Genomic DNA, 21759 nt, shown 5'->3' with positions numbered 1-21759 from the left:
TAGTACATTGGTTAGCATGATGCAGGAAAGCTCGTGATTCATTATAAAACTGTCAACTCCGAATTAATAACTGAAAAAAAATTTACTTCCGTGTATTCGTAACAAACATTTAGAAATAAACCAACGCTCCCAAAATCTCTTTCAGCGAAAACTTAGCCCCGCAAACAAATTCATCAGCAGCACCATAATAAATGATTAATTCATCGCCATTAACCACATGCCCATTTGTAAATACCACTTCGCCAAAGAAACCATGGAGTTCATAATCTTCTTTGGGTACCATAATTGGCTCTTCCGTTCGGGCTAATACTTTAGACGGATCATTTAAATCCATTAAAAAAGCACCCAGGCAATATTGATGTTTTTCGTTTGCACCATGGTAAATTTCGAGCCAGCCAGCTTCTGTTTTGATGGATGCGGCGCCGGCACCAACACGTGCGCTATCCCAAAGCCCTGATCTGGTTTTAATAATACATTTATGGTTCCCCCAATGGATGCCATCCGGAGATTCGGCCAGCCAGATATAATTCCCTCCTAAAGCTACGCTGCTGGGCCTGTGAAGCGCATAAAATTTACCGTTTATGCGTTCTTCAAATATGGCGCAATCTTTATTGTGCGGCGGAATAATCATTCCATGGTTTTCGAAATTTTTCCAATCCTTTGTACTACGCATGCCCACGCCGACTCCATGCCCTGATACAGCAGTGAAGGTTAAATAATAAGTGTCATCAATTAAGGCAACGCGACAATCTTCGATTCCAAAAGCTTCATCCTCCCCTTCGCCCTGCAATAACGGATACCCTTCAGGCTGATAAAAATTTATGCCATCATCACTACAAACCAATCTTAAATGAGATAAAGTGGTTAGGTAATCAGCGCCTTTGTAATTGATTACTCTCGGATCGGTGGCGTCCAGACCGGGATGGTTTTCTGCAATTGCAATAATATCAATTCCATTTTCTGTTAATACCGGGAAAGAAATGACACCCTCCTTTTGTTCAGGTCTTTCGGCAACGCGGATTAGCAGCCATGTTTTCCCTTCAAATGTAAAAACACCTGGATTTAAAAGGCAAACAATTTCCAGTCCTGCCCTACTTGGAATTAAATCTTTTGGACACAAAATTGGGTTTTCGGGAAATCTTCTGGCAATATCGGGCATAAAAAATGTTTAAAGCAAAAAAGGCGACCAAATTGACCGCCTGTTAATCTTATAGATTGTTATTATAATGAGTTGATCCATTTTACAAGTTCATCTCTTCCTTTTCCGGTTTTCTGTTGAAGTTTCCCCAACAATTCGTCATCCTGTCCTTCTTCGTGTTTTAAATCATCGTCTGTTAAATCAGCATAAGCTTGTTTAACCTTTCCTTTTATTTCATTCCACTTTCCTTTTAATTCTAACTTATCCATGCTCGTATTTTTTATTGTGAATAATGGGTTTTTATAAAATAATTAACAATGTTTGCCACTTTTTGTTTCGATTTTCGACTCATTATCTAAAAAACCAATTTATTTCGGCTTATTCCCTGAGGTTTTGTGTATATTTTTAATTATATTAAGGGTATCATTTCTACTCTTTACTAAACATTATTAACTAAACAAACAATTTGATGAAAAAACTACTATTAAGTATGATTTTGTCTCTCGGTTTAATTTCATTTGCTTTCGCGCAGGGCAAAGTGATTACCGGGAAGGTGACATCGGCCTCCGGACCTATTCCTGGCGTTAGCGTATTTGTAAAAGGATCGCCCTCTACCGGCACGCAGAGTGATGCCACCGGAGCCTTCAAATTAGCCGTGCCAGATGATGCCAGAACACTTGTTTTTAGCTTTATTGGCTACAAATCCAAAGAAGTGCCCATTACCGGGCAAACCATTAACGTAAGTTTGGATGAAGAAAACAATACCCTTTCTGATGTGGTGGTGGTAGGTTACGGTACGCAGAATAAGCGGGATGTGACAGGGTCTGTGGCTTCTGTTAAATCAAAAGATCTTGAAAATCTGCCTGTAACCAGTTTTGAACAAGCCTTACAGGGTAAAGCGGCAGGTGTGCAGATTGCAGCACAAAATGGAAAGCTGGGCCAGGGCATAACGGTAAGGGTAAGGGGTGCAGCATCAGTAACAGCGGGTAGCGAGCCACTTTATATTGTAGATGGGGTCCCTATTACTTCCGGTGATTTTTCCAGCACCACTGCACCAACCAGCGCATTGGCAGACCTTAACACCAATGATATTGAATCTATCGAAGTACTAAAAGATGCATCTGCTTCGGCCATTTATGGAGCGAGAGCCTCTAACGGCGTAGTTATCATTACAACTAAGCAGGGAAAAGCGGGCAAGACATTGATCCAATTTAACGCATTGGGCGGAATAAGCACTCCATCTAATCACAAGGAGTTTTTAAATGCAGAACAATACGTTAAACTATTACGAAGAGCAGGACAGGGAGCTGCCAATCAGGATTTCCTTAATGGAGATTATGCCACTTTACAGGAAGCCCTTGACGATTACAGCGCCAGCGTTGAAGCACGTTTGAACAGATATTCTGCCGGCAATAATGATTATCAAGCATACAAGGTAAATTCCAACTGGGAGGCGGCATCATATCAGGATAATCCGGTTACACAACAATACGACCTTAACTTAACCGGGGGAAATGAAAAGACTAAATTTTACATGGGAGGCCAGGCATTGGATCAGCAGGGAATATTAATCGGAAACAGCTACAAACGTTATAGCGGCAGACTAAACCTTACCAATAAGGTAACCGATTTCTTGGAAGTTGGAATTAACCTTAACTTTTCTAACAGCATTAATAACAGGTTATCAAACGATAACGCCTTTTCCAGTCCTCTGCAATCGGTCGCTTTATCACCAATCACGCCATTTATTGATCCTAGATCAGGCCTGGTGAGTGGAACTTTACCTGGTGCAGCATCTAACTATCCGGTTTACTATAATCCATTTATTAGTACCGACAATGCTTTTTATAAAGCCACGGTGTACAGAACCATTGGCAAGGCTTTCGCCAACATTAATATTGCTAAAGGTCTAAAATTCAGCACGGATTTTTCAGTTGACAATTTAAACCAAAACGAAGAAAGTTACTATGGTTCATTAACCTTTAGAAATACAGGCACATCAAATGGAGATGGGCAGAATATTTCAACTTTCGTAATCAACACCAATACCAATAACTTTTTTAGCTATAACACCGCTATCGGAAAAAGTTCAGTTGATGCTGTTTTAGGTACAAGTTATCAAAAATCAACAACTAAATACAGTACTATTGAAGGACAGGATTTTCCTAGCGACTCTTATATTAAACTGGGCTCTGCGGCAACAAAAGTAATTGCAACCAGTAATGAAGGTGCATTCAGCTTTTTATCTTACTTTTTCAGGGCTAATTATAAATATAATGATCGTTATTTAGTTGGCTTTAGTGTAAGGGCTGATGGTTCATCACGCTTCGGTACCAACAACAGGTATGGTTATTTCCCTGCAGGATCATTGGCATGGATTATGTCGGAAGAAGATTTCTTAAAACAAAGTGAAACCATCAGCCTATTAAAATTAAGGGCCAGTTATGGTTTAACGGGTAATGCGGAAATTGGAAATTATTCTGCCCGTGGTTTATTTAGCGGAACAGGCGCTTATGGTGGCTTGCCAGGGCAAATACCTTCGCGGATTGCCAATCCAGATTTGACCTGGGAAAAAACCAAACAGCTGGATATCGGTTTCGATTTCGGAATCTTAAAAAACAGGATCACAGGAGTTTTTGATTTCTATCAAAAAAACACAACAGATTTATTATTGGATGTCCCTATCCCACAAACAACAGGTTTTTCTACTAAAACGCAAAACTTAGGATCGTTAAAAAACACAGGTTTTGAATTAGGCATCAATACCGAAAATTTTGTAGGTGCATTTAAATGGTCAACAGCTATAACAGGCGCAATTAATAATAACAAAATTACCAATTTGGGTGGACAGGTTTTAAACAGCAATGAAATTAATGCCGCTATTTCCGGCCAGCCGATTGGTGTATTTTATCTTCCTGAATATGCCGGGGTAAATCCGGCCAATGGAGATGCTTTATATTACCTGAACACTACGGATGCATCAGGTAATATCGACCGGTCAACCACAACTGATATTAACAAGGCACAAAGGATCTTTGCCGGGAATCCGAATCCTAAATACACGTTTGGTATAAACAATACTTTTTCTTTCAAAAATTTTGATTTGGGAATATTTTTCCAGGGCGTAAAAGGTAATAAGATTTTTAATTCAGGTGGTCAGTATATGAGTGCAAATGGCTCAAATGGTTATGATAACCAAACGACCGATCAGATGGATTATTGGGACAAACCAGGCGATATAACTACAGTTCCGGAGCCACGATTGTTTGCTGGCAATGGTGTTGGCAACTCTACCAGGTACTTATCTGATGGTTCATATCTCCGCTTAAAAACGTTAACACTTGGCTATACTTTTCCGGCTTCCGTATTAACCAAAATTAAACTGAGTAAATTAAGACTATATGCTACCGCACAAAATTTAGCTACAATTACAGGTTACAAAGGCTGGGATCCTGAAGTTAATGCCGATTATCAATCAACCAACATTAATCAGGGGGTTGATTTTTATTCTGCACCTCAACCACGTGTAATTTCATTTGGTATAAACATCGGGCTATAATTAAACAAGAATCAAAATGAAAAAGACATACATAAATAATATCATATTTACCTGCATATTGTTGATGATGCTATCATCATGCAAGAAAGCATTGGATATAAACCCTGTTGATACTATCGAGCAAAAAAACGCTTTAAATACGTCAAAAGATGTGGAAGGTGCATTAGTTGGTGCTTATTCTGATCTTGGCAGCCGTAATTTCTTTGGTGGGCGACCATTTTTAATGGCAGATTTCCTGGCTAATACTGATGCTGTAGAATGGTTTGGTACTTATGAAGAATTAACACAGGCTATCAACAAATCACTATTAAAAACAAATGTTTTTGTTGATAACGTTTGGGCTTCCGGTTACACTGCCATTAATGATGCTAATAACGTAATCGCAGCAATTGATAAGGTTGACGCCGCAAAAAAAAGCAGGGTTGAAGGAGAAGCGAAGTTCATCAGAGGGGCTGCCTATTTTGAACTGGTTAGACTGTTTGGAAGGGCCTATAATGATGGTTCGCCAACTACAAATCTGGGAGTCCCTATAGTATTAACACCAACCAATCTCATCAGCGAGGCTAACTATGTAAGCAGGGCTACCGTTACCGCTGTTTACAACCAGGCTATAGCCGATTTAACAGACGCCGAAACTAAGCTTCCGGCAACTAATGGTTTTTTTGCAACCAAATCGGCTGCGGCTGCTATGCTGGCCAGATTATACTTACAAATGGGTAATTACTCCGCTGCAGCTAATGCAGCAAACCGCGTAATTACATCGGGAAATTATCATTTAACCAGTAACTACCTGGATGCTTTCCCAAAAATGCCGGAGAGTGGTAAACCGGCAAAACCTGGAGACAATACCTCGGAAGATGTTTTTGCCATGCAGGTAACAACGCTTACCGGATTTAATGGATTTAACGAGTTTTATGGTTCATCAACTTTTGGTGGACGTGGAGATGCTGTAATTTCGCAAGATTGGATTGATGCAACCTACAGCACCGATGATGACAGGATTAATGCCTTTTACGATGATGACGATATTTTTACCGCTAAATTTGGTAACCAATTTGGTAATGTTCCCGTGATCAGACTTGCAGAGATGTATTTAATCAGGGCAGAATCCAATGTACGTTTGGCATCTGCAGCACCAATCGGAGGCGTAACACCATTGCAGGATTTGGCGACAGTTAGAAGCAGAGCTGGCTTAACGACAATAACAGCTACCCTGGCAGACATCCTTAACGAGAGAAAGCTTGAATTTGCTTTTGAAGGCTTTTCATTGCACGATGCGAAAAGAACTCAAACCAACATCGGTAACATACCATGGAATTCAACCAAATTGGTTTTCCCGATTCCACAAAGAGAAATTGATGCCAATACCAAATTGACTCAAAACGCAGGCTACTAATCATATTTTTCTTAAACAACAAAGCCTCCTGAAAATCAAATCAGGAGGCTTTGTTGCTCAATTAAGTTTATACTAAAGCTTCTTCGCTGCTTCAATAATCTCTTCTACCACACCCGGATCGAGCAAGGTAGAGGTATCACCCAGATTGCTGGTATCGCCTTCGGCAATTTTGCGTAAAATTCTGCGCATAATTTTACCCGAGCGTGTTTTCGGCAAGCCGGAAACAAATAATATTTTATCAGGCTTGGCAATCGCACCGATTACCCGCGTAACCGTTTGTAAAATATCCTTTTTCGATAATTCTGCTTCGCCATGCATTTCAGGGTAAATCACGAAAGCATAAATCCCTTGCCCTTTTACATCATGCGGGTAGCCTACCACTGCACTTTCTACCACACCGGCATGCATATTAATGGCATTTTCTACCTCAGCCGTACCGATTCTGTGTCCTGAAACATTTAAAACGTCATCTACACGACCAGTAATCCGGTAATAACCATCCTCATCACGCAAACAGCCGTCGCCGGTAAAATATAAATTTTCATAAGTAGAAAAATATGTTTGCTTGCATCGCTCGTGATCACCATAAGTGGTACGCAGCATGCCTGGCCATGGGAATTTGATACAAAGGTTGCCCATTACGCCATTCCCTTCAATTTCATTGCCATTCTCATCAACCAAAATCGGCTGGATACCAGGCAACGGCAAAGTTGCAAAACTAGGTTTAGTTGGCGTTACCGTAGCAATGGGCGAAATCATAATCCCTCCGGTTTCGGTTTGCCACCAGGTATCAACAATAGGTGCTTTACCATGACCGATTTTCTCATCGAACCAATGCCAGGCTTCTTCGTTAATCGGCTCTCCTACCGAGCCCAAAACGCGGATAGTGCTTAAATCTTTTCCGTTCAAGGGTTCATCGCCATAACTCATTAACGAACGGATAGCGGTTGGAGCAGTATAAAGTGTATTTACTTTATGTTTTTCTACGATATCCCAAAAGCGCGATGGCGTAGGGTAAGTCGGGATACCTTCGAAAAGCACAGAAGTTGCACCCTGCGAAAGCGGTCCGTAAACAATATAAGAGTGACCGGTAATCCAGCCGATATCGGCCGTACAGAAATAAACTTCACCTGGCTGATAATTAAATACATTCGAAAAAGTATAACCTGCATAAACCATGTAACCGCCACAGGTATGCACCACACCTTTAGGCTTCCCGGTAGAGCCTGAGGTATAAAGGATAAATAACATATCTTCTGCATCCATTTCTTCAGCCTCACAGATATCGTTTACATGTTTTACTTCATCTTCCCACCAAACATCGCGGCCTTTCAGCATCGAAACAGGCGTGCGGACATGTGTTAATACAATACATTTCTCTACCGTTGGGCAACCGATCAATGCATCGTCAATTACATCTTTTAAAGGAATCTGTTTGTTACCACGGTAAGAACCATCGGCAGTAATTACCACTTTACACTGCGAATCGTTAATCCGGTCGGCAATGGATTTTGCAGAAAAGCCACCAAAAATAACCGAGTGCACGGCACCAATCCGGGCGCAGGCCAAAACAGCAATGGCCAGTTCGGGTACCATTGGCATATAAATACAGATGCGGTCGCCTTTTTTAGCACCATTGCGTTTTAACACATTCGCAAAACGGCAAACACGCTCGTGCAACATCTTATAAGTATAGGTAACGCTTTCTTCTTCAGGATTATTTGGTTCCCAGATGATGGCCGGTTTATCGCCATTGGTTGCAAGATGACGGTCTAAACAGTTTTCGGTAATATTAAGTTTAGCGCCTTCAAACCATTTAATACTGGGCTCATTAAAATTCCACGATAAAACCTTAAACCAGGGTTTACGCCATTGAAAATTCTGTGCTACTTCGCCCCAAAACTGTTCGGGGTTTTCTACGCTTTTTTTATAATCTTCTTCGTACTGCTTAAAAGATGTAATTTGCATTGCTCTGTTTTATATTTTGGATTAGTTGCGGCTAATTTAAATAAATAATACCAAGGAAAAATACTCTTATCGTATCAAAATGAATATCAAACGTTTGATTCGAAATATTTTTTTTCAATATATTAAGAATTTAATATTAGGCGTTAATATACATTGCACAAACCTTTGCGGCCTTCAGATATTAATTATAAAAATAATTAGCTAGGCTATTGTCTTTTACAATTATTATTCAGATATTTGCACACTCTTAAAAAAATTAAGCGGACGATATTAACAACTATATTTACAAGTCATGTCAAGAGTTTGTGATTTAACAGGAAAAAAAGCAATGGTAGGTAACAACGTTTCTCACTCAAACGTTAAAACCAAACGCAAATTTTACCCAAACCTACAACTTCAGAAATTTTATATTCCTGAAGAAAACCGTTGGATTACGTTGAAAGTTTCTACTTCAGCGATCAAAACCATCAATAAAGTGGGCATTAGCGAAGCAATTAACCGTTTCGTAAAAAAAGGATTTTTGTAAAAAACATTAACTGTTGAGATTAACAGTTTTCAATTTATAATAAAATGGCAAAAAAAGGTAACAGAGTTCAGGTTATTTTAGAATGTACTGAACATAAAGAAAGTGGCATGCCAGGTATGTCTAGATATATTTCTACCAAGAACCGTAAAAACACTACTGAGAGATTAGAATTGAAAAAATTCAACCCGGTATTGAGAAAAGTAACCGTACATAAAGAAATTAAATAGGTTAAGAATAAAAGACCAAAGCTTAAAGACTAAAGCATTTGCAAGTCTCAAATCTAATGTCTGATATCTCAAATCTAATAATTAAAATTATAAGAACATGGCAAAGAAAGTAGTTGCAACCCTTAAAACAGGTACAGGTAAAGAATATTCGAAAGTTATCACAATGGTAAAATCACCTAAAACCGGTGCTTACTCATTCAAAGAACTTATCGTACACAACGACCACGTAAAAGATGCTATCGCATCTAAATAAGGTTAATATTTTTTAATATAAAAATATTAAAGGCCGTTCCGTTTTAACCGGAAGGGCTTTTTTTGTTAGTGAAATTTACGGTAGGAAATAATTGATTATCTTTGATTAAAAGCATAACCATGGAAGCGTACAAGTTTAAGACAAAGGTTTCTGAAAATGGAACTATTTCTGTTCCCGAAGGATTTGATGTAAAAAACAAAGAAGTTGAAGTCATTATTTTAGTTCAGACGGAACAAAATATTGCTCAAGAAAGATCCTCAGAAATTTCTCAATAAACTTACTGGGCATTTAATACATTCACCCAATTGTAGCTTTTAAACACCTACCGATTTCTTAAAAAACATAAAAAACTAATGGGTTTATTCGATTTTTTCAAAAAGAAAGAAACTGCACCTGAAGCCCAGGAAGCATTGGATAAAGGTTTAGAGAAAACCAAAGATGGTTTTTTCAGTAAAATTACCAAGGCTGTAGCAGGAAAATCCTCTGTTGATGATGAGGTACTTGATAACCTCGAAGAGGTTCTGGTTACTTCTGATGTAGGCGTAAGTACTACCTTAAAAATCATCAAGCGCATCGAAGAGCGTGTCGCAAAAGATAAATACCTTAACACCTCTGAGCTGAACTTTATTCTCCGCGATGAAATCCAGTTGTTGTTATCAGAAAATAACAGTAATGATTTTCGTCAGTTCGAATATGGCGACCATAAACCTTATGTAATTATGGTAGTTGGCGTAAACGGCGTAGGTAAAACCACCACCATCGGAAAACTGGCACATAAACTGAAAGAATCAGGTCTTAAAGTTGTTTTAGGTGCTGCCGATACTTTCAGGGCCGCCGCTGTTGACCAGATTAAACTTTGGGGCGAACGTGTAGGCGTTAGAGTTGTGGCGCAGGCTATGGGTTCTGATCCTGCTTCAGTGGCTTTTGATACTTTACAATCGGCCGTTGCCAATGGTGAAGATGTTGTAATTATCGATACCGCCGGACGTTTGCACAATAAAATTGGCTTAATGAACGAGCTGGGGAAAATTAAACAGGTGATGCAAAAGGTTGTTCCTGGCGCTCCGCACGAAATTTTATTGGTACTGGATGCCTCTACCGGTCAAAATGCTTTTGAGCAATGCAAGCAGTTTACCGAAGCAACAGATGTAAATGCACTGGCCATTACCAAATTAGACGGAACAGCAAAGGGAGGTGTAGTGATCGGGATTTCAGACCAGTTCAAAATCCCTGTTAAATATATCGGCGTAGGTGAAAAAATTGGCGATTTACAGCTTTTTGATAAAAAAGAGTTTGTAAACAGTTTGTTTAAATAGGCGTAGTTATTTTAATGCCATCGTCATGCTGAATTTATTTCAGCATCTTTTAAAAAAGCCCTGAAATAAATTCAGGGTGACGGCTATATTAATACAGTAAAGATCAAGTGTAAAAGATGAATACCAAAATAGTAAGAAGTAAAAGCGCAATTAAACAACCTAAAATCAATGTCATTACATTAGGTTGTTCAAAAAACATATACGATTCGGAAGTATTGATGGGGCAATTGCGTGGCAACAATTTAAATGTTGTGCACGAATCAGATAAGATGGGTAAAGATGATATCGTTGTAATTAATACCTGCGGTTTTATCGATAATGCTAAACAGGAATCAATAGATACCATCCTGCAGTTCAGTGAGCTTAAAGAAGCTGGCAAAATTGGTAAAGTGGTGGTTACCGGCTGCTTATCTGAGCGTTACAAACCCGAATTAGAATCAGAAATTACCAACGTTGATGCCTTTTTTGGCACGAACGATTTACAGAATATCTTACATGAGTTAGGTGCCAATTACAAACATGAGCTTATTGGCGAGCGTTTGCTTACTACCCCATCGCATTTTGCTTATTTCAAAATTGCCGAAGGCTGTAACCGTCCATGCTCTTTCTGTGCCATTCCGTTAATGCGTGGCAAGCACATGAGCAAGCCAATGGAAGAATTGGTTAACGAAGCAAAAATTCTGGCTAAAAACGGCACAAAAGAACTTATTTTAATTGCCCAGGACCTTACTTATTATGGTTTGGATCTTTATGGTGTACGTAAATTAGATGAACTGATGCGCCGGTTATCTGATGTACCAGGTATCGAATGGATCCGTTTGCAATATGCCTACCCTTCTGGTTTCCCGATGGAAATTTTAGATGCGATGAATGAACGCGATAACATCTGCAAATATCTGGATATGCCATTACAGCACATTACCGATAACATGCTAAAATCGATGCGCCGTGGTACCACCAAACAAAAAACCATCGATTTAGTGAACCAGATCCGCGATAAAGTACCAAACATTGCCATGCGTACCACATTAATCTGCGGTTACCCGGGAGAAACAGAATACGATTTTGATGAAATGAAGGAATGGGTTGCTGAGACAAAATTCGACCGTTTAGGCTGTTTTACCTATTCGCACGAAGAAAAAACCCATGCACATACTTTAGTTGATGATATTCCGGACGAAGTAAAACAACAACGCGTGGATGATATTATGGAAATTCAGCAAGGTATTTCATTTGATATCAATCAGGAAAAAGTAGGCAAAACCTTTAAAGTATTGGTGGATAAAAAAGAAGACGATTTCTTTGTCGGAAGAACTGAATTCGATTCACCGGAAGTGGATAACGAAGTGTTAATTGATGCTGCAACAGGTTATGCTGCAAACGGAAGCTTTGTTAATGTAAAAATCGATCGCGCTGAAGATTTCGATTTATACGGAACCATTGTATAAAATAAAATCCTCGTAGATGTTAACATCTACGAGGATTTTTCTATAAACTTTAACCTTCTATTTTTTAGGTTCAGGTCTGTTTTTAATCTGACTAGGTTTTAACCAGATTTTAGCACCTTTAGAGTTTACATAATATTTTTCATTTTTAGCATTAATGTAAACATCAGTTCCGTCTGGTGCCATTTTACCTTTCCAGGTTTTATCTGCAACTTTCGAGCTTCCTTTTACAGCAACTTCTGCTGTTTTATTACCTACAGATTTAGCACCTTTTCCGATTGCTTTACCTGTATGGTCTAACGCTTTACCAACTTCTGTTTTTTTCTTTTCCTGAGCATTTACATTTAGGGCTGCACCACCAAACAAGGCAAGTGTTAATAAACCCATTACTAATTTCTTTTTCATGACAGCTATATTTTGTTTAGGTGATAACAGTTGATCATTAGATTTGTTTTATTTCTGTTACATAAATAAAGATAAAATTTTAAAATATTATTTTTTAAGCCGGCCACACCAATCAATGGGTACGAAGCAAATAATTAAGCCCATTTAGTTCCTGAAACGTTCTTTGTTTACTTCGCAAACTAAAAATGCCTAAACAACCCTCACAAAAAGATAATAGCGGTAAGAAAAGGACTGCCTTAACTGATAAGCAAGAAACCTGCTTTACAAAATAAACTTTAATTCTTTTTTTGGAGCGCAGTGCCAGAGCTGCTATTCAAGTTTGTTCCCGTGCTGCGCTATATCCCTCCGCTGCGCTTCAGGGATGCCGCTGCGCCCGGGGCTACAAACACAGGTGCTGCAATAAACAAGGCACAAAACATCTAATAATAGGCAAAGCGCCGGTTTGTTCCTTACGCTGCCCCCCGTTTAATAAACCTTATTGCAGCGGCTATCCTTTTTGTTGCACAAACCAAAGATACTCCACAACCCCTCACAAAAAGATAATAGCGGAAAGAAGGACTGCCCCAACCGAAAAGCAAGGAACCAGCTTTACAAAATAAACTTTAATTCTTTTTTTGGAGCGCAGTGCCAGAGCTACTATTCAAGTTTGTTCCCGTGCTGCGCTATATCCCTCCGCTGCGCTTCAGGGATGCCGCTGCGCCCGGGGCTAAGAAACACAGGTGCTGCAATAATCAAGGCACAAAACATAGGCAAAGCGCCGGTTTGTTCCTTCAGCTGCCCCCGGTTTAATAAACCTTATTGCAGCGGCTATCCTTTTTGTTGCACATCCTAAAATAATCTGCTAACGCTCACAAAGATAATAGCGGAAAGAAGGACTGCCCCAACCGAAAAGCAAGGAACCTTGATTTACAAAACAAATATGAAATAAAAATAACGCCTGATGCTTGGCGTTAGTTTAATTTTTCTGCCAGTAATTTCATCTCAATGCGCGGCGAACGGTTCTCATAGATAATGCTATGCACCGCCTTACAAATTGGCATATCTACGTTATAGGCCTGATTTTTAATGTGCATGCATTTTACGGCATAATAACCTTCGGCAACCATATTCATCTCCAACTGGGCCGATTTTACGGTGTAACCCTTCCCTACCATGTTGCCAAAAGTGCGGTTGCGGCTAAATTGCGAATAAGCGGTAACCAATAAATCGCCGAGATAAGCAGACTCCTTAATGTCGCGATCGATCGGGTGAACCGCATCTACAAAGCGTTTAATCTCGCGGATGGCATTGCTGATCAGTACCGCCTGAAAATTATCGCCATAACCGATTCCATGACAGATACCGCTGGCCACGGCATAAATATTTTTTAAAACCGCAGCATATTCCGTCCCGAAAATATCGTCGGACACATTGGTTTTAATATAACGGGTATTTAAAAAAGACGCAAAGGTTGATGCCTGTTCTATACTGGTGCAGGCAATGGTTAAGTAAGAAAGCTTTTCTAAGGCAACCTCTTCGGCATGGCATGGTCCGCTTACCACTAAAATATCGTGGTATGGTACGCCATATTTTTCGTGCATAAACTCACCGATAATCAAATTATCTTCCGGCACGATGCCTTTTATGGCAGAAATGATTTTTTTACCTTTTAAATCCTCAGCAGTGACAGAAGCTAATGTGGTTTTTAAAAATGCCGCAGGAACGTTTAAAATCACAAAATCGGCAGATTTTATAATGGAATTGATATCCGATGAAATATGATCATCCTGACCAAGTTTAATCTCAACAGAACTGATGTAATTGGGATTATGCTTAAATTTCTTGATGTGCTCTATGGCACTCTCATTACGCATCCACCAAAAAATTTCCTTTTCAGCTAAATTATCTGCAAGCATTTTTACAATGGCAGTAGCCCAGCTCCCACCCCCTATCATTGCTATTTTAGGTACCATGATTATAAAATAAAAATCCCGGTTTAATGTTTTAAACCGGGACAATTTAAATATTTATTATGGTTAAATATACCTTACTTTTTGCCGTCTTTGTTAAACAATTGGTCTTTAGCGGTTTTTTCTACGATCATTCCATCTTTTAATTTGTTCTGGATGGCAGAATAAGGTCCTGTTACAATTTCTTGTCCTGCTTTAACACCAGATTTTACAATTATGAACTGATCGTTCTGGATACCTGTGGTTACTTCTGTTTTTTTAACCTTTTTGGTTTTTGCATCGTAAGCATAAATATATTGCTTAACCTTTTTATCGGCCAGTTTAGATTTTTGTTTATCGGTATTTTCCTGGTTACCCTGGTTTTCGCCAGATTTTCCGTTATCGGTAAATACCGCCTGGATTGGAATGGCTAAACCTGTTAACGATTCGCTTTCGATATCAACCGTGGCCGACATACCCGGACGGAAAATAGATTGTTGTTTACCTGCCAGTTCTTCAGTAATCCTGATTTTTACCGAGAAATTCGTTACCTGATCAACCGAGGTAGACACCGCAGTTCCCACAGCGGTTGATGAACTTGCAATTTCGGTTACCACCCCTCTGAACTTTTTATCAGAGAAAGCATCTACTTCAATCGAAGCTTTATCGCCAACTTTAACACGGGTAATATCATTTTCGTTTACATCAACATTAACTTCCATTGATGACAGGTTAGAGATACGCATAATTTCGGTACCAGCCATTTGCGAAGTTCCAAGAATACGATCGCCCAATTCGATTGATAATTTTGAAACTACACCATCTACCGGAGCATAAATGGTAGTTTTAGCTAAGTTTGCACCTGCTTCTTTTACATTTGCACCAGTTTGCTCTAAGGTAAATTTAGCACCGGTTACGTTTTCTTTTGCGCTGGCCAGGTTGGCTTTAGCAGTTAAATAGGCAGCTTTGGCCGAATCGAACTCTGAAGCTGATATTACTTTTTTATTAAAAAGCTCTACATTACGTTTATAAGTTGCTTCTGCATTTACAAAATTAGCCTGGTTTTGCACTAGCTGCTGTTGTGCTGCAGCCACACTGGCTTTTTGAGCATTAAAACTCGCCACTGTTCTTTCGTAGCCTGATTGTAATACATCCGGGCGTACTTTACAAAGCAACTGACCTGCCTTAACAATATCACCTTCTTTTACCTTTAATTCTACTACCTCTCCAGATACTTCCGAACTTAGTTTAACCTCAGTTTCCGGCTGGATTTTACCACTTGCCGTAACTGTTTCTACAACAGTTTTATCTGATGCTTTTTCTGTAGTTACTTTTTCGGTTTTGTCTCCACCTATCACTCCGGCCAGTTTAAGTATAACCAGAAGGGCTACGATAGCAACTACGGTGATAATAATATGCTTCAGTTTCATAATTTATTTATTGTATTTCGTTTGTTTGTATTAAAGTTGTAGGTTTTTAGGGTTCTAAAGTTGAAAGGTTTTAATGTTGAATGCCATGTATTTTCAGCCTTAGTCTTTAGTCTTAAAAAACAATCTGTTTGCCTAAATAATAATCAATCACTTTGGCGCGGAACAGTAAATCGTATTTCGCTAAGATAAAATCTATTTCGGCTTTATTTCTATTGGTTTGTGCAGTACTGTAATCCAGAGAATTTACCAAACCAACATTATAACGCTGATCGATTACATAAAAAGCATCTTTCTGAGCCTGAAACGCATTTTGGGTAGATGAATACCGGCTTTGTGCTGCATTTAAATCAGCAACAGCCTGATTGATTACTTTGATCAGGTTATTTTTTGAAATTTGCTCATCAGTTCTACGCTGCATCCAGGTAATCTTTGCCTTCCTAACCGACGATCTGGTTGTAAAACCGTTAAAGATCGGAATCGAAATACCCATGCTCACATATTGACCAAAGTTATCAGATAACTGATTAGTAAATTTTGAAATCGGAAAATTCGAATTAAACTGATAATAATAAGCTGATCCTAAACCTCCACCTAAACTGATTTGAGGAAAAAAACCACCTTTGGCAATGTCAATTGCTTTTTCGGCTGCTTTACTATTCAGTTCTGCTAACTTAATATCGGGGAAAGTATTAAGCGCTTGTTTATAAATATCACTTGGAACGTAGGTGTTTTGAATGTTATTCAATTCGTTAACCAATGGCGCCTGCACTTTAAATGTCATTGGTGGCTGAATTTCCATTAACTGGCCTAATGTTAAATAGGATATAGTTAACTGATTCTGTGCATTGGTTAAATTAAGTTCAGCGGTTGCGGCCTGAGATTTGGCCTGTGAAATATCGGCTAGAGTTTTGTTACCCACATCTAAGAGCGCCTGCTCTCTTTTTAAGGTAGAATTTGCTACATCCAGTTGTTGTTGCGTAGCTTTAACCTGATCCTGGTTATTTAAAACCTGAAGATATGCCGTTACCACCTGAAGAATGAGGTCATTTTTTACCTTTTCTACATTGGTTTGGTTGGCAGCCAATAAAATTTTATTCTGTCTGATCTGGTTTATTTTAGTTCCACCGCCAAAAAGCGAAACATTGGTACTCACATTTGGACTTAAATTATAATTCTGAGTGTTTTCGAATAAACCCGATACCTGCTGACTCCTACCCCATTGCATGGATTGGTTAATGGTACCATTTACGGTTGGCAGTAGGGCATTTTTAGATTGGCGCACATTTTCTTCACTTAAAGAAGCACTAAATGCTGCCTGTTTAATGTTTAGATTGTTTTTTAAGGTATTTTCGACCGCCTGTTCAATGCTGATCACTTCCTGAGCCCTAATTTGCTGACTAAAACTTAATGCCACTAATAACGCAGATCCGGTAATTAACTTATTCTTGGTAAACATCTTCATAATTTGTTTCAAATCTATATAAACAACTTTAATAATTTCAATCTGTACAGGCATTTACTAACTTTGGTTCTAAATGTACCTGATCAAATCACCGCTTCTGCTAAAATGGTATTATCCATCACTGTTGTGGAATAAATCCCGCACCGAAAAAGTTATTTATTTGACCTTTGACGATGGACCTATACCCAATGTTACAGATTTTGTATTAAAAACTTTAAAAGCTTTCAATGCTAAAGCTACATTTTTTTGCATTGGCGATAATATTGTAAAACACCCCGAGGTTTTTGAACGTGTAAAAAACGACGGGCATGCCATCGGCAACCACACTTTTAACCATTTAAAAGGCTGGAAAACCGATGATGAAACCTATCTCGAAAATACACTAAAATGCCAGAAACTTACGCAAACTAATCTTTTTCGCCCACCTTACGGGAGGATTAAGAAAAGCCAGATTAAAAGTCTGAAGTCCAAAGTCCGAAGTCCAAAGTCGGACTCAGGACTGAAGACTAAAGACTCAAGACTGAACATTGTAATGTGGGACGTGCTCAGTGGTGATTTCGATATTAATCTTGCACCCGAAAAATGCTATCAAAATGTGATAAAACATACCGAGAATGGCTCTATAATTGTTTTTCACGATAGTTTAAAAGCATTTGATCGTTTATCTTATACACTTCCCAAGGCATTAGCTTATTTTACTGAAAAAGGTTTCACTTTTTCAACGTTATAGCGCCAAGCCAATCTTATGCCAAGCATAAAAAAAGCAAACAAACACCTCACTATCAATATCTTAAAATAGCACCAAACAAAAAACTGTTCAAAACCGTACAAATATGTCCGATTTTGAACAGCAAATAAATAAATGAAATTTTTAATTTAACGGAAGCGATGCCGTGGTATTTTTAATAAAGATAATGGCATCAAAATCATTACCCACCCGGATTGGCATGGCATAAGGTGCCCTCCAATCTGCCCAGATATTGGTGATCGAATCTTTTACTCCTGAGAAAGGATTAATGTTCCGAAAATCAATAAAAAAATTATCGTATCTGGCTTTTGCAAATAGCGCTGTAAAACCAGTGGCCGGGGTTTCAAGCTGATGGGCTGTTACCTCGCTGGTACCATCATCATTAACACTGATGGTATTCACTTTCCCCTCATAAGTATCAAAAGCAATGTTAAAGAAGTCGGTTTTGTAATGCTTATTCAGGAAATAGCCGAATGCTTTATAGCCGCCCGTAGTATCTTTTAATAAATGCAGGTTATGCGACCAAACCACCATTTTAGCCTTGGTTTTTGTTTGCCGCTCTACCGCATTCTTAGCCATCAGGCTATCGCGTTCAAATGGATTGGTATAGCCAGCGTTATCGAAGCCAAAAACCTCAATTTTAGTATGCTTTGGGTCAAGGTTATAATTTTTTACCCATTCGAAAAGATCGAAAAAGGATTTTGTATGGTACAACCTGAAATCTTTTAGTAATAGTTTTAAATCGCCTTTACCAGAGGTAACATAATCGTTTACCTTTGCCATGGCCTCATCCGGAACTTCGAACCCGATCTGAGTATATTTCTGATCAGTGATCAGGTATTCAACTATTTTGTTTTTTTCCCGAAAGAATTCTTCTGTACCGTGCGAAGCCTCTCCCAGGCCCACCATAACGTTTTGGCCTAATTGTGCTGAAAGTGTTTTCAGGTAAGCAGATTTCAGATCAACCGCATTTTTATTCAGCCACTTTAGCTTTTCGCCATTATTTTCCTGGCTTTTTGCATTAAAAGTTGCGCAGAGCAACAACATCAGGTAACATATTTTTCTCATTATCTTTTATCAGATTGATGATCAGAACATCCAGATTCCATAAAACTTAATGACTCATTTGCAATAAAATTAAAAATTTATTCTCCGCTAACTATTTAGAATATTTCCAAATAATACAATGATCTAAGGATGACCTTAAGAGGTCTATTTTTTTTGTAAATTCGCAGCTATTAGAATAGAAGTATTACCTTTTAACCAATAAAAATCGATGGCTTTTGATATAGACATGATTAAAAAGGTTTATGCGAACTTCGGTAGCCGTGTTGAGGCTGCGCGTAAAATAGTTGGCAGGCCTTTAACATTATCTGAAAAAATATTGTACGCACACCTTTGGGATGGAGATCCTAAAACGGCGTTTAAACGTGGTTCTGATTACGTAGATTTTGCACCAGATCGCGTGGCGATGCAGGATGCAACAGCACAAATGGCATTATTGCAATTTATGCAGGCAGGCAGGCCACAGGTGGCTGTTCCTTCTACTGTTCACTGTGATCACTTAATTACGGCTAAAGAGGGTGCTTCAATAGATTTACCTCATGCTAAAACTGAAAGTGCTGAGGTTTTTGATTTCTTATCTTCTGTATCAAATAAATATGGCATCGGTTTCTGGAAACCAGGTGCAGGTATTATCCACCAGGTAGTTTTAGAAAATTATGCTTTCCCGGGTGGAATGATGATCGGAACCGACTCACACACTGTAAATGCAGGTGGTTTGGGTATGGTTGCTATTGGTGTTGGTGGTGCTGATGCCTGTGATGTAATGGCTGGCTTACCATGGGAGCTTAAATTCCCTAAATTAATCGGTGTTAAATTAACAGGAAAATTGAACGGCTGGACTGCTGCGAAAGATGTTATCCTTAAAGTTGCAGGTATCCTTACCGTAAAAGGTGGTACCGGTGCAATTGTAGAATATTTTGGCGATGGTGCTATCAACTTAAGCTGTACGGGTAAAGGTACCATCTGTAACATGGGTGCAGAAATTGGTGCTACCACATCTACCTTCGGTTACGATGAAAGCATGGAGCGTTATTTACGTGCTACAGGCAGAGATGAAGTGGCTGATGAAGCTAACAAAATTGCTGCATATTTAACAGGTGATGATGAAGTTTATGCTGATCCGGAAAATTATTTCGATCAGGTGATCGAAATTAATCTTGATGAATTAGAACCCTATTTAAACGGTCCGTTTACACCTGATTTAGCTACTCCGGTTTCTCAGATGAAAGTGGAAGCAGAGAAAAACGGCTGGCCTTTAAAAGTAGAATGGGGACTGATCGGTTCTTGTACCAACTCTTCTTACGAAGATTTATCAAGAGCGGCTTCTATCGCAAACCAGGCTATTGCTAAAGGTTTGGTTACTAAATCGGCTTTCGGTATTAACCCGGGCTCTGAGCAGGTGCGTTACACGGCTAACCGTGATGGTTTCTTAAAAACTTTCGAAGATTTAGATGCAACAATCTTCACCAACGCCTGCGGACCATGTATTGGTATGTGGGACCGTACAGGTGCAGAAAAAGCAGAAAAAAATACAATTGTACACTCGTTTAACAGAAACTTTGCTAAACGTGCTGACGGTAACCCTAATACTTTTGCTTTCGTAGCGTCGCCAGAAATGGTTGCTGCAATTGCCATTTCTGGTAATTTAGGTTTTAATCCATTAACCGATACGTTAACAAACGATAAAGGCGAGCAGGTTAAATTGGATCCACCTACAGGTGATGAATTGCCAACAAAAGGTTTCGCTGTAGAAGATGCAGGTTTCCAGGCACCAGCTGCTGATGGTTCTAAAGTTGAGGTTTTGGTTTCTCCAACTTCTCACCGTTTACAATTATTAGATCCATTTACCCCTTGGGAAGGTACAGATTTAAAAGGTTTAAAACTTTTAATCAAAGCCAAAGGAAAGTGTACAACCGATCACATTTCTATGGCTGGTCCATGGTTAAAATTCCGTGGTCACTTAGATAACATTTCTAACAACATGCTTATCGGTGCAGTTAACTTCTTCAACGATAAAACAGATAATGTTAAAAATGAACTCACCGGCGAATACGGTCCGGTTCCTGCAACACAACGCGATTACAAAGCGGCTGGTTTAGGATCGATCGTTGTGGGTGATGAAAACTATGGTGAAGGTTCATCTCGTGAGCATGCTGCTATGGAGCCTCGTCACTTAGGTGTGCGTGCTGTATTGGTAAAATCTTTTGCCCGTATCCACGAAACCAACCTTAAGAAACAAGGAATGCTGGGTTTAACGTTTGCCAATAAAGAAGATTACGATAAAATCCTGGAAGATGATACCATCGATATCTTAGGCTTAACAACCTTTGCTCCTGACCAACCATTAACTTTGCTTTTACACCACGCTGATGGCACAGAAGAATCGTTCCCTGTAAACCACAGTTATAACGCTCAACAAATTGAGTGGTTTAAAGCTGGAGGTGCATTAAATATCATCAGGGCTGAAGCAGCGGCTAAGTCAGCGCTTTAATTAGTCCAGAGTCTTTATTCCTAAGTCTGGAGTCTAAAATATCAATCCCGTTTTGTTAAATCAGAACGGGATTTTTTATTGTAAAACTCGTTTGCGAGAAGGCTTTTTAAGCCGGCGAAGCAATCTCTACCGTTATTTTGGAAGGCTAAATAAATGAGATTTTTTTTTTATTTGGAAAGCAGGTGTAGTAATGCTTAGGTTGGGGTTGGTCCCGCTAATGCTGCTGCTGTTTAGAAAAAACCAGCATACGCGTATATCGGGTTTAGAGATCAGAAGCAGGAATACTTTTTACCCAAAAAATGCTTTATTCAACAAATACCTGCTTGAATACAATGAAGTGAGGTTTTGTCTTTCCTGCAGTAAAGGAACTTTCTAGCCCCGGGCGCAGCGGCATCCCTGAAG

The 21759-nt window shown here is 39.1% G+C and carries 18 protein-coding genes; 10 read left to right on the top strand and 8 right to left on the bottom strand.

Annotated elements, in window-relative coordinates; all coding sequences use genetic code 11:
* Nucleotides 1-109: 109 nt before the first annotated feature.
* Together ABD769_RS18330 and ABD769_RS18325 are read right to left on the bottom strand one after the other, a co-directional pair.
* Entirely contained in the window at nt 110-1159 is a 1050-nt protein-coding gene (locus ABD769_RS18330) for a glycoside hydrolase family 130 protein (protein WP_344852813.1), read from the bottom strand.
* Between the two features lie 62 nt (nt 1160-1221).
* Entirely contained in the window at nt 1222-1407 is a 186-nt protein-coding gene (locus tag ABD769_RS18325; RefSeq protein ID WP_029276197.1) for a CsbD family protein, read from the bottom strand.
* A gap of 200 nt (nt 1408-1607) precedes the next feature.
* Here ABD769_RS18325 and ABD769_RS18320 point away from each other — a divergent pair, with 200 nt between their 5' ends.
* Entirely contained in the window at nt 1608-4697 is a 3090-nt protein-coding gene (locus ABD769_RS18320; RefSeq protein WP_344852812.1) for a SusC/RagA family TonB-linked outer membrane protein, read from the top strand.
* A 16-nt stretch (nt 4698-4713) separates the two neighbouring features.
* A complete protein-coding gene (locus ABD769_RS18315; RefSeq protein WP_344852811.1) occupies nt 4714-6093 on the top strand; it encodes a RagB/SusD family nutrient uptake outer membrane protein in 1380 nt (459 codons plus the stop codon).
* 72 nt (nt 6094-6165) lie between these two features.
* Here ABD769_RS18315 and acs read toward each other — a convergent pair whose 3' ends face one another.
* Nucleotides 6166-8061, bottom strand: a complete 1896-nt coding sequence (gene acs / locus ABD769_RS18310; RefSeq protein WP_344852810.1) for an acetate--CoA ligase — start codon at nt 8059-8061, stop codon at nt 6166-6168.
* 292 nt (nt 8062-8353) lie between these two features.
* Between acs and rpmB the strand changes: the two genes are divergently transcribed.
* From rpmB to rimO, 6 genes are all read left to right on the top strand, one after another.
* On the top strand, nt 8354-8587 hold the full coding sequence (gene rpmB, locus ABD769_RS18305; RefSeq protein WP_025145121.1) for a 50S ribosomal protein L28: 234 nt from the start codon (nt 8354-8356) through the stop codon (nt 8585-8587).
* A gap of 44 nt (nt 8588-8631) precedes the next feature.
* Nucleotides 8632-8814, top strand: a complete 183-nt coding sequence (gene rpmG, locus ABD769_RS18300; protein WP_010599807.1) for a 50S ribosomal protein L33 — start codon at nt 8632-8634, stop codon at nt 8812-8814.
* A 97-nt stretch (nt 8815-8911) separates the two neighbouring features.
* A complete protein-coding gene (locus ABD769_RS18295) occupies nt 8912-9067 on the top strand; it encodes a DUF4295 domain-containing protein (RefSeq protein WP_010599808.1) in 156 nt (51 codons plus the stop codon).
* A gap of 119 nt (nt 9068-9186) precedes the next feature.
* Nucleotides 9187-9342 carry a hypothetical protein gene (locus ABD769_RS18290; protein ID WP_158544351.1) on the top strand — a complete coding sequence of 52 codons (156 nt, stop codon included), beginning with the start codon at nt 9187-9189 and terminating at the stop codon, nt 9340-9342.
* A 78-nt stretch (nt 9343-9420) separates the two neighbouring features.
* On the top strand, nt 9421-10383 hold the full coding sequence (ftsY, locus tag ABD769_RS18285) for a signal recognition particle-docking protein FtsY (protein WP_344852809.1): 963 nt from the start codon (nt 9421-9423) through the stop codon (nt 10381-10383).
* Between the two features lie 116 nt (nt 10384-10499).
* Complete coding sequence (gene rimO / locus ABD769_RS18280; RefSeq protein ID WP_344852808.1) at nt 10500-11831, top strand: 30S ribosomal protein S12 methylthiotransferase RimO; 1332 nt, start codon at nt 10500-10502, stop codon at nt 11829-11831.
* Nucleotides 11832-11888: 57 nt separating this feature from the next.
* Here the strand turns inward: rimO and ABD769_RS18275 are convergent, their stop codons facing one another.
* From ABD769_RS18275 to ABD769_RS18260, 4 genes are all read right to left on the bottom strand, one after another.
* Entirely contained in the window at nt 11889-12233 is a 345-nt protein-coding gene (locus tag ABD769_RS18275) for a hypothetical protein (protein ID WP_025145126.1), read from the bottom strand.
* A gap of 950 nt (nt 12234-13183) precedes the next feature.
* A complete protein-coding gene (locus ABD769_RS18270; RefSeq protein WP_344852807.1) occupies nt 13184-14185 on the bottom strand; it encodes an NAD(P)H-dependent glycerol-3-phosphate dehydrogenase in 1002 nt (333 codons plus the stop codon).
* A gap of 74 nt (nt 14186-14259) precedes the next feature.
* On the bottom strand, nt 14260-15591 hold the full coding sequence (locus ABD769_RS18265) for an efflux RND transporter periplasmic adaptor subunit (protein WP_344852806.1): 1332 nt from the start codon (nt 15589-15591) through the stop codon (nt 14260-14262).
* A gap of 112 nt (nt 15592-15703) precedes the next feature.
* A complete protein-coding gene (locus ABD769_RS18260) occupies nt 15704-17047 on the bottom strand; it encodes a TolC family protein (protein ID WP_344852805.1) in 1344 nt (447 codons plus the stop codon).
* Between the two features lie 79 nt (nt 17048-17126).
* Here ABD769_RS18260 and ABD769_RS18255 point away from each other — a divergent pair, with 79 nt between their 5' ends.
* On the top strand, nt 17127-17783 hold the full coding sequence (locus tag ABD769_RS18255; RefSeq protein ID WP_344852804.1) for a polysaccharide deacetylase family protein: 657 nt from the start codon (nt 17127-17129) through the stop codon (nt 17781-17783).
* Nucleotides 17784-17924: 141 nt separating this feature from the next.
* On the opposite strand, the gene ABD769_RS18250 is transcribed toward ABD769_RS18255, so the two are convergent.
* The gene (locus ABD769_RS18250; RefSeq protein ID WP_344852803.1) at nt 17925-18869 is read right to left on the bottom strand and encodes an erythromycin esterase family protein; all 945 of its coding nucleotides are present in this window, start codon (nt 18867-18869) and stop codon (nt 17925-17927) included.
* Between the two features lie 208 nt (nt 18870-19077).
* Between ABD769_RS18250 and ABD769_RS18245 the strand changes: the two genes are divergently transcribed.
* Nucleotides 19078-21357 (top strand): aconitate hydratase, encoded by a 2280-nt coding sequence (locus ABD769_RS18245; protein WP_344852802.1) that lies wholly within the window; start codon nt 19078-19080, stop codon nt 21355-21357.
* Nucleotides 21358-21759 lie beyond the last annotated feature (402 nt).

This window comes from Pedobacter jeongneungensis (assembly GCF_039538295.1).
Taxonomy (GTDB): Bacteria; Bacteroidota; Bacteroidia; order Sphingobacteriales; family Sphingobacteriaceae; genus Pedobacter; species Pedobacter jeongneungensis.
The sequence above is the reverse complement of the archived record's forward strand: the minus strand, read 5'-3'. Positions and strand labels throughout refer to the sequence as shown.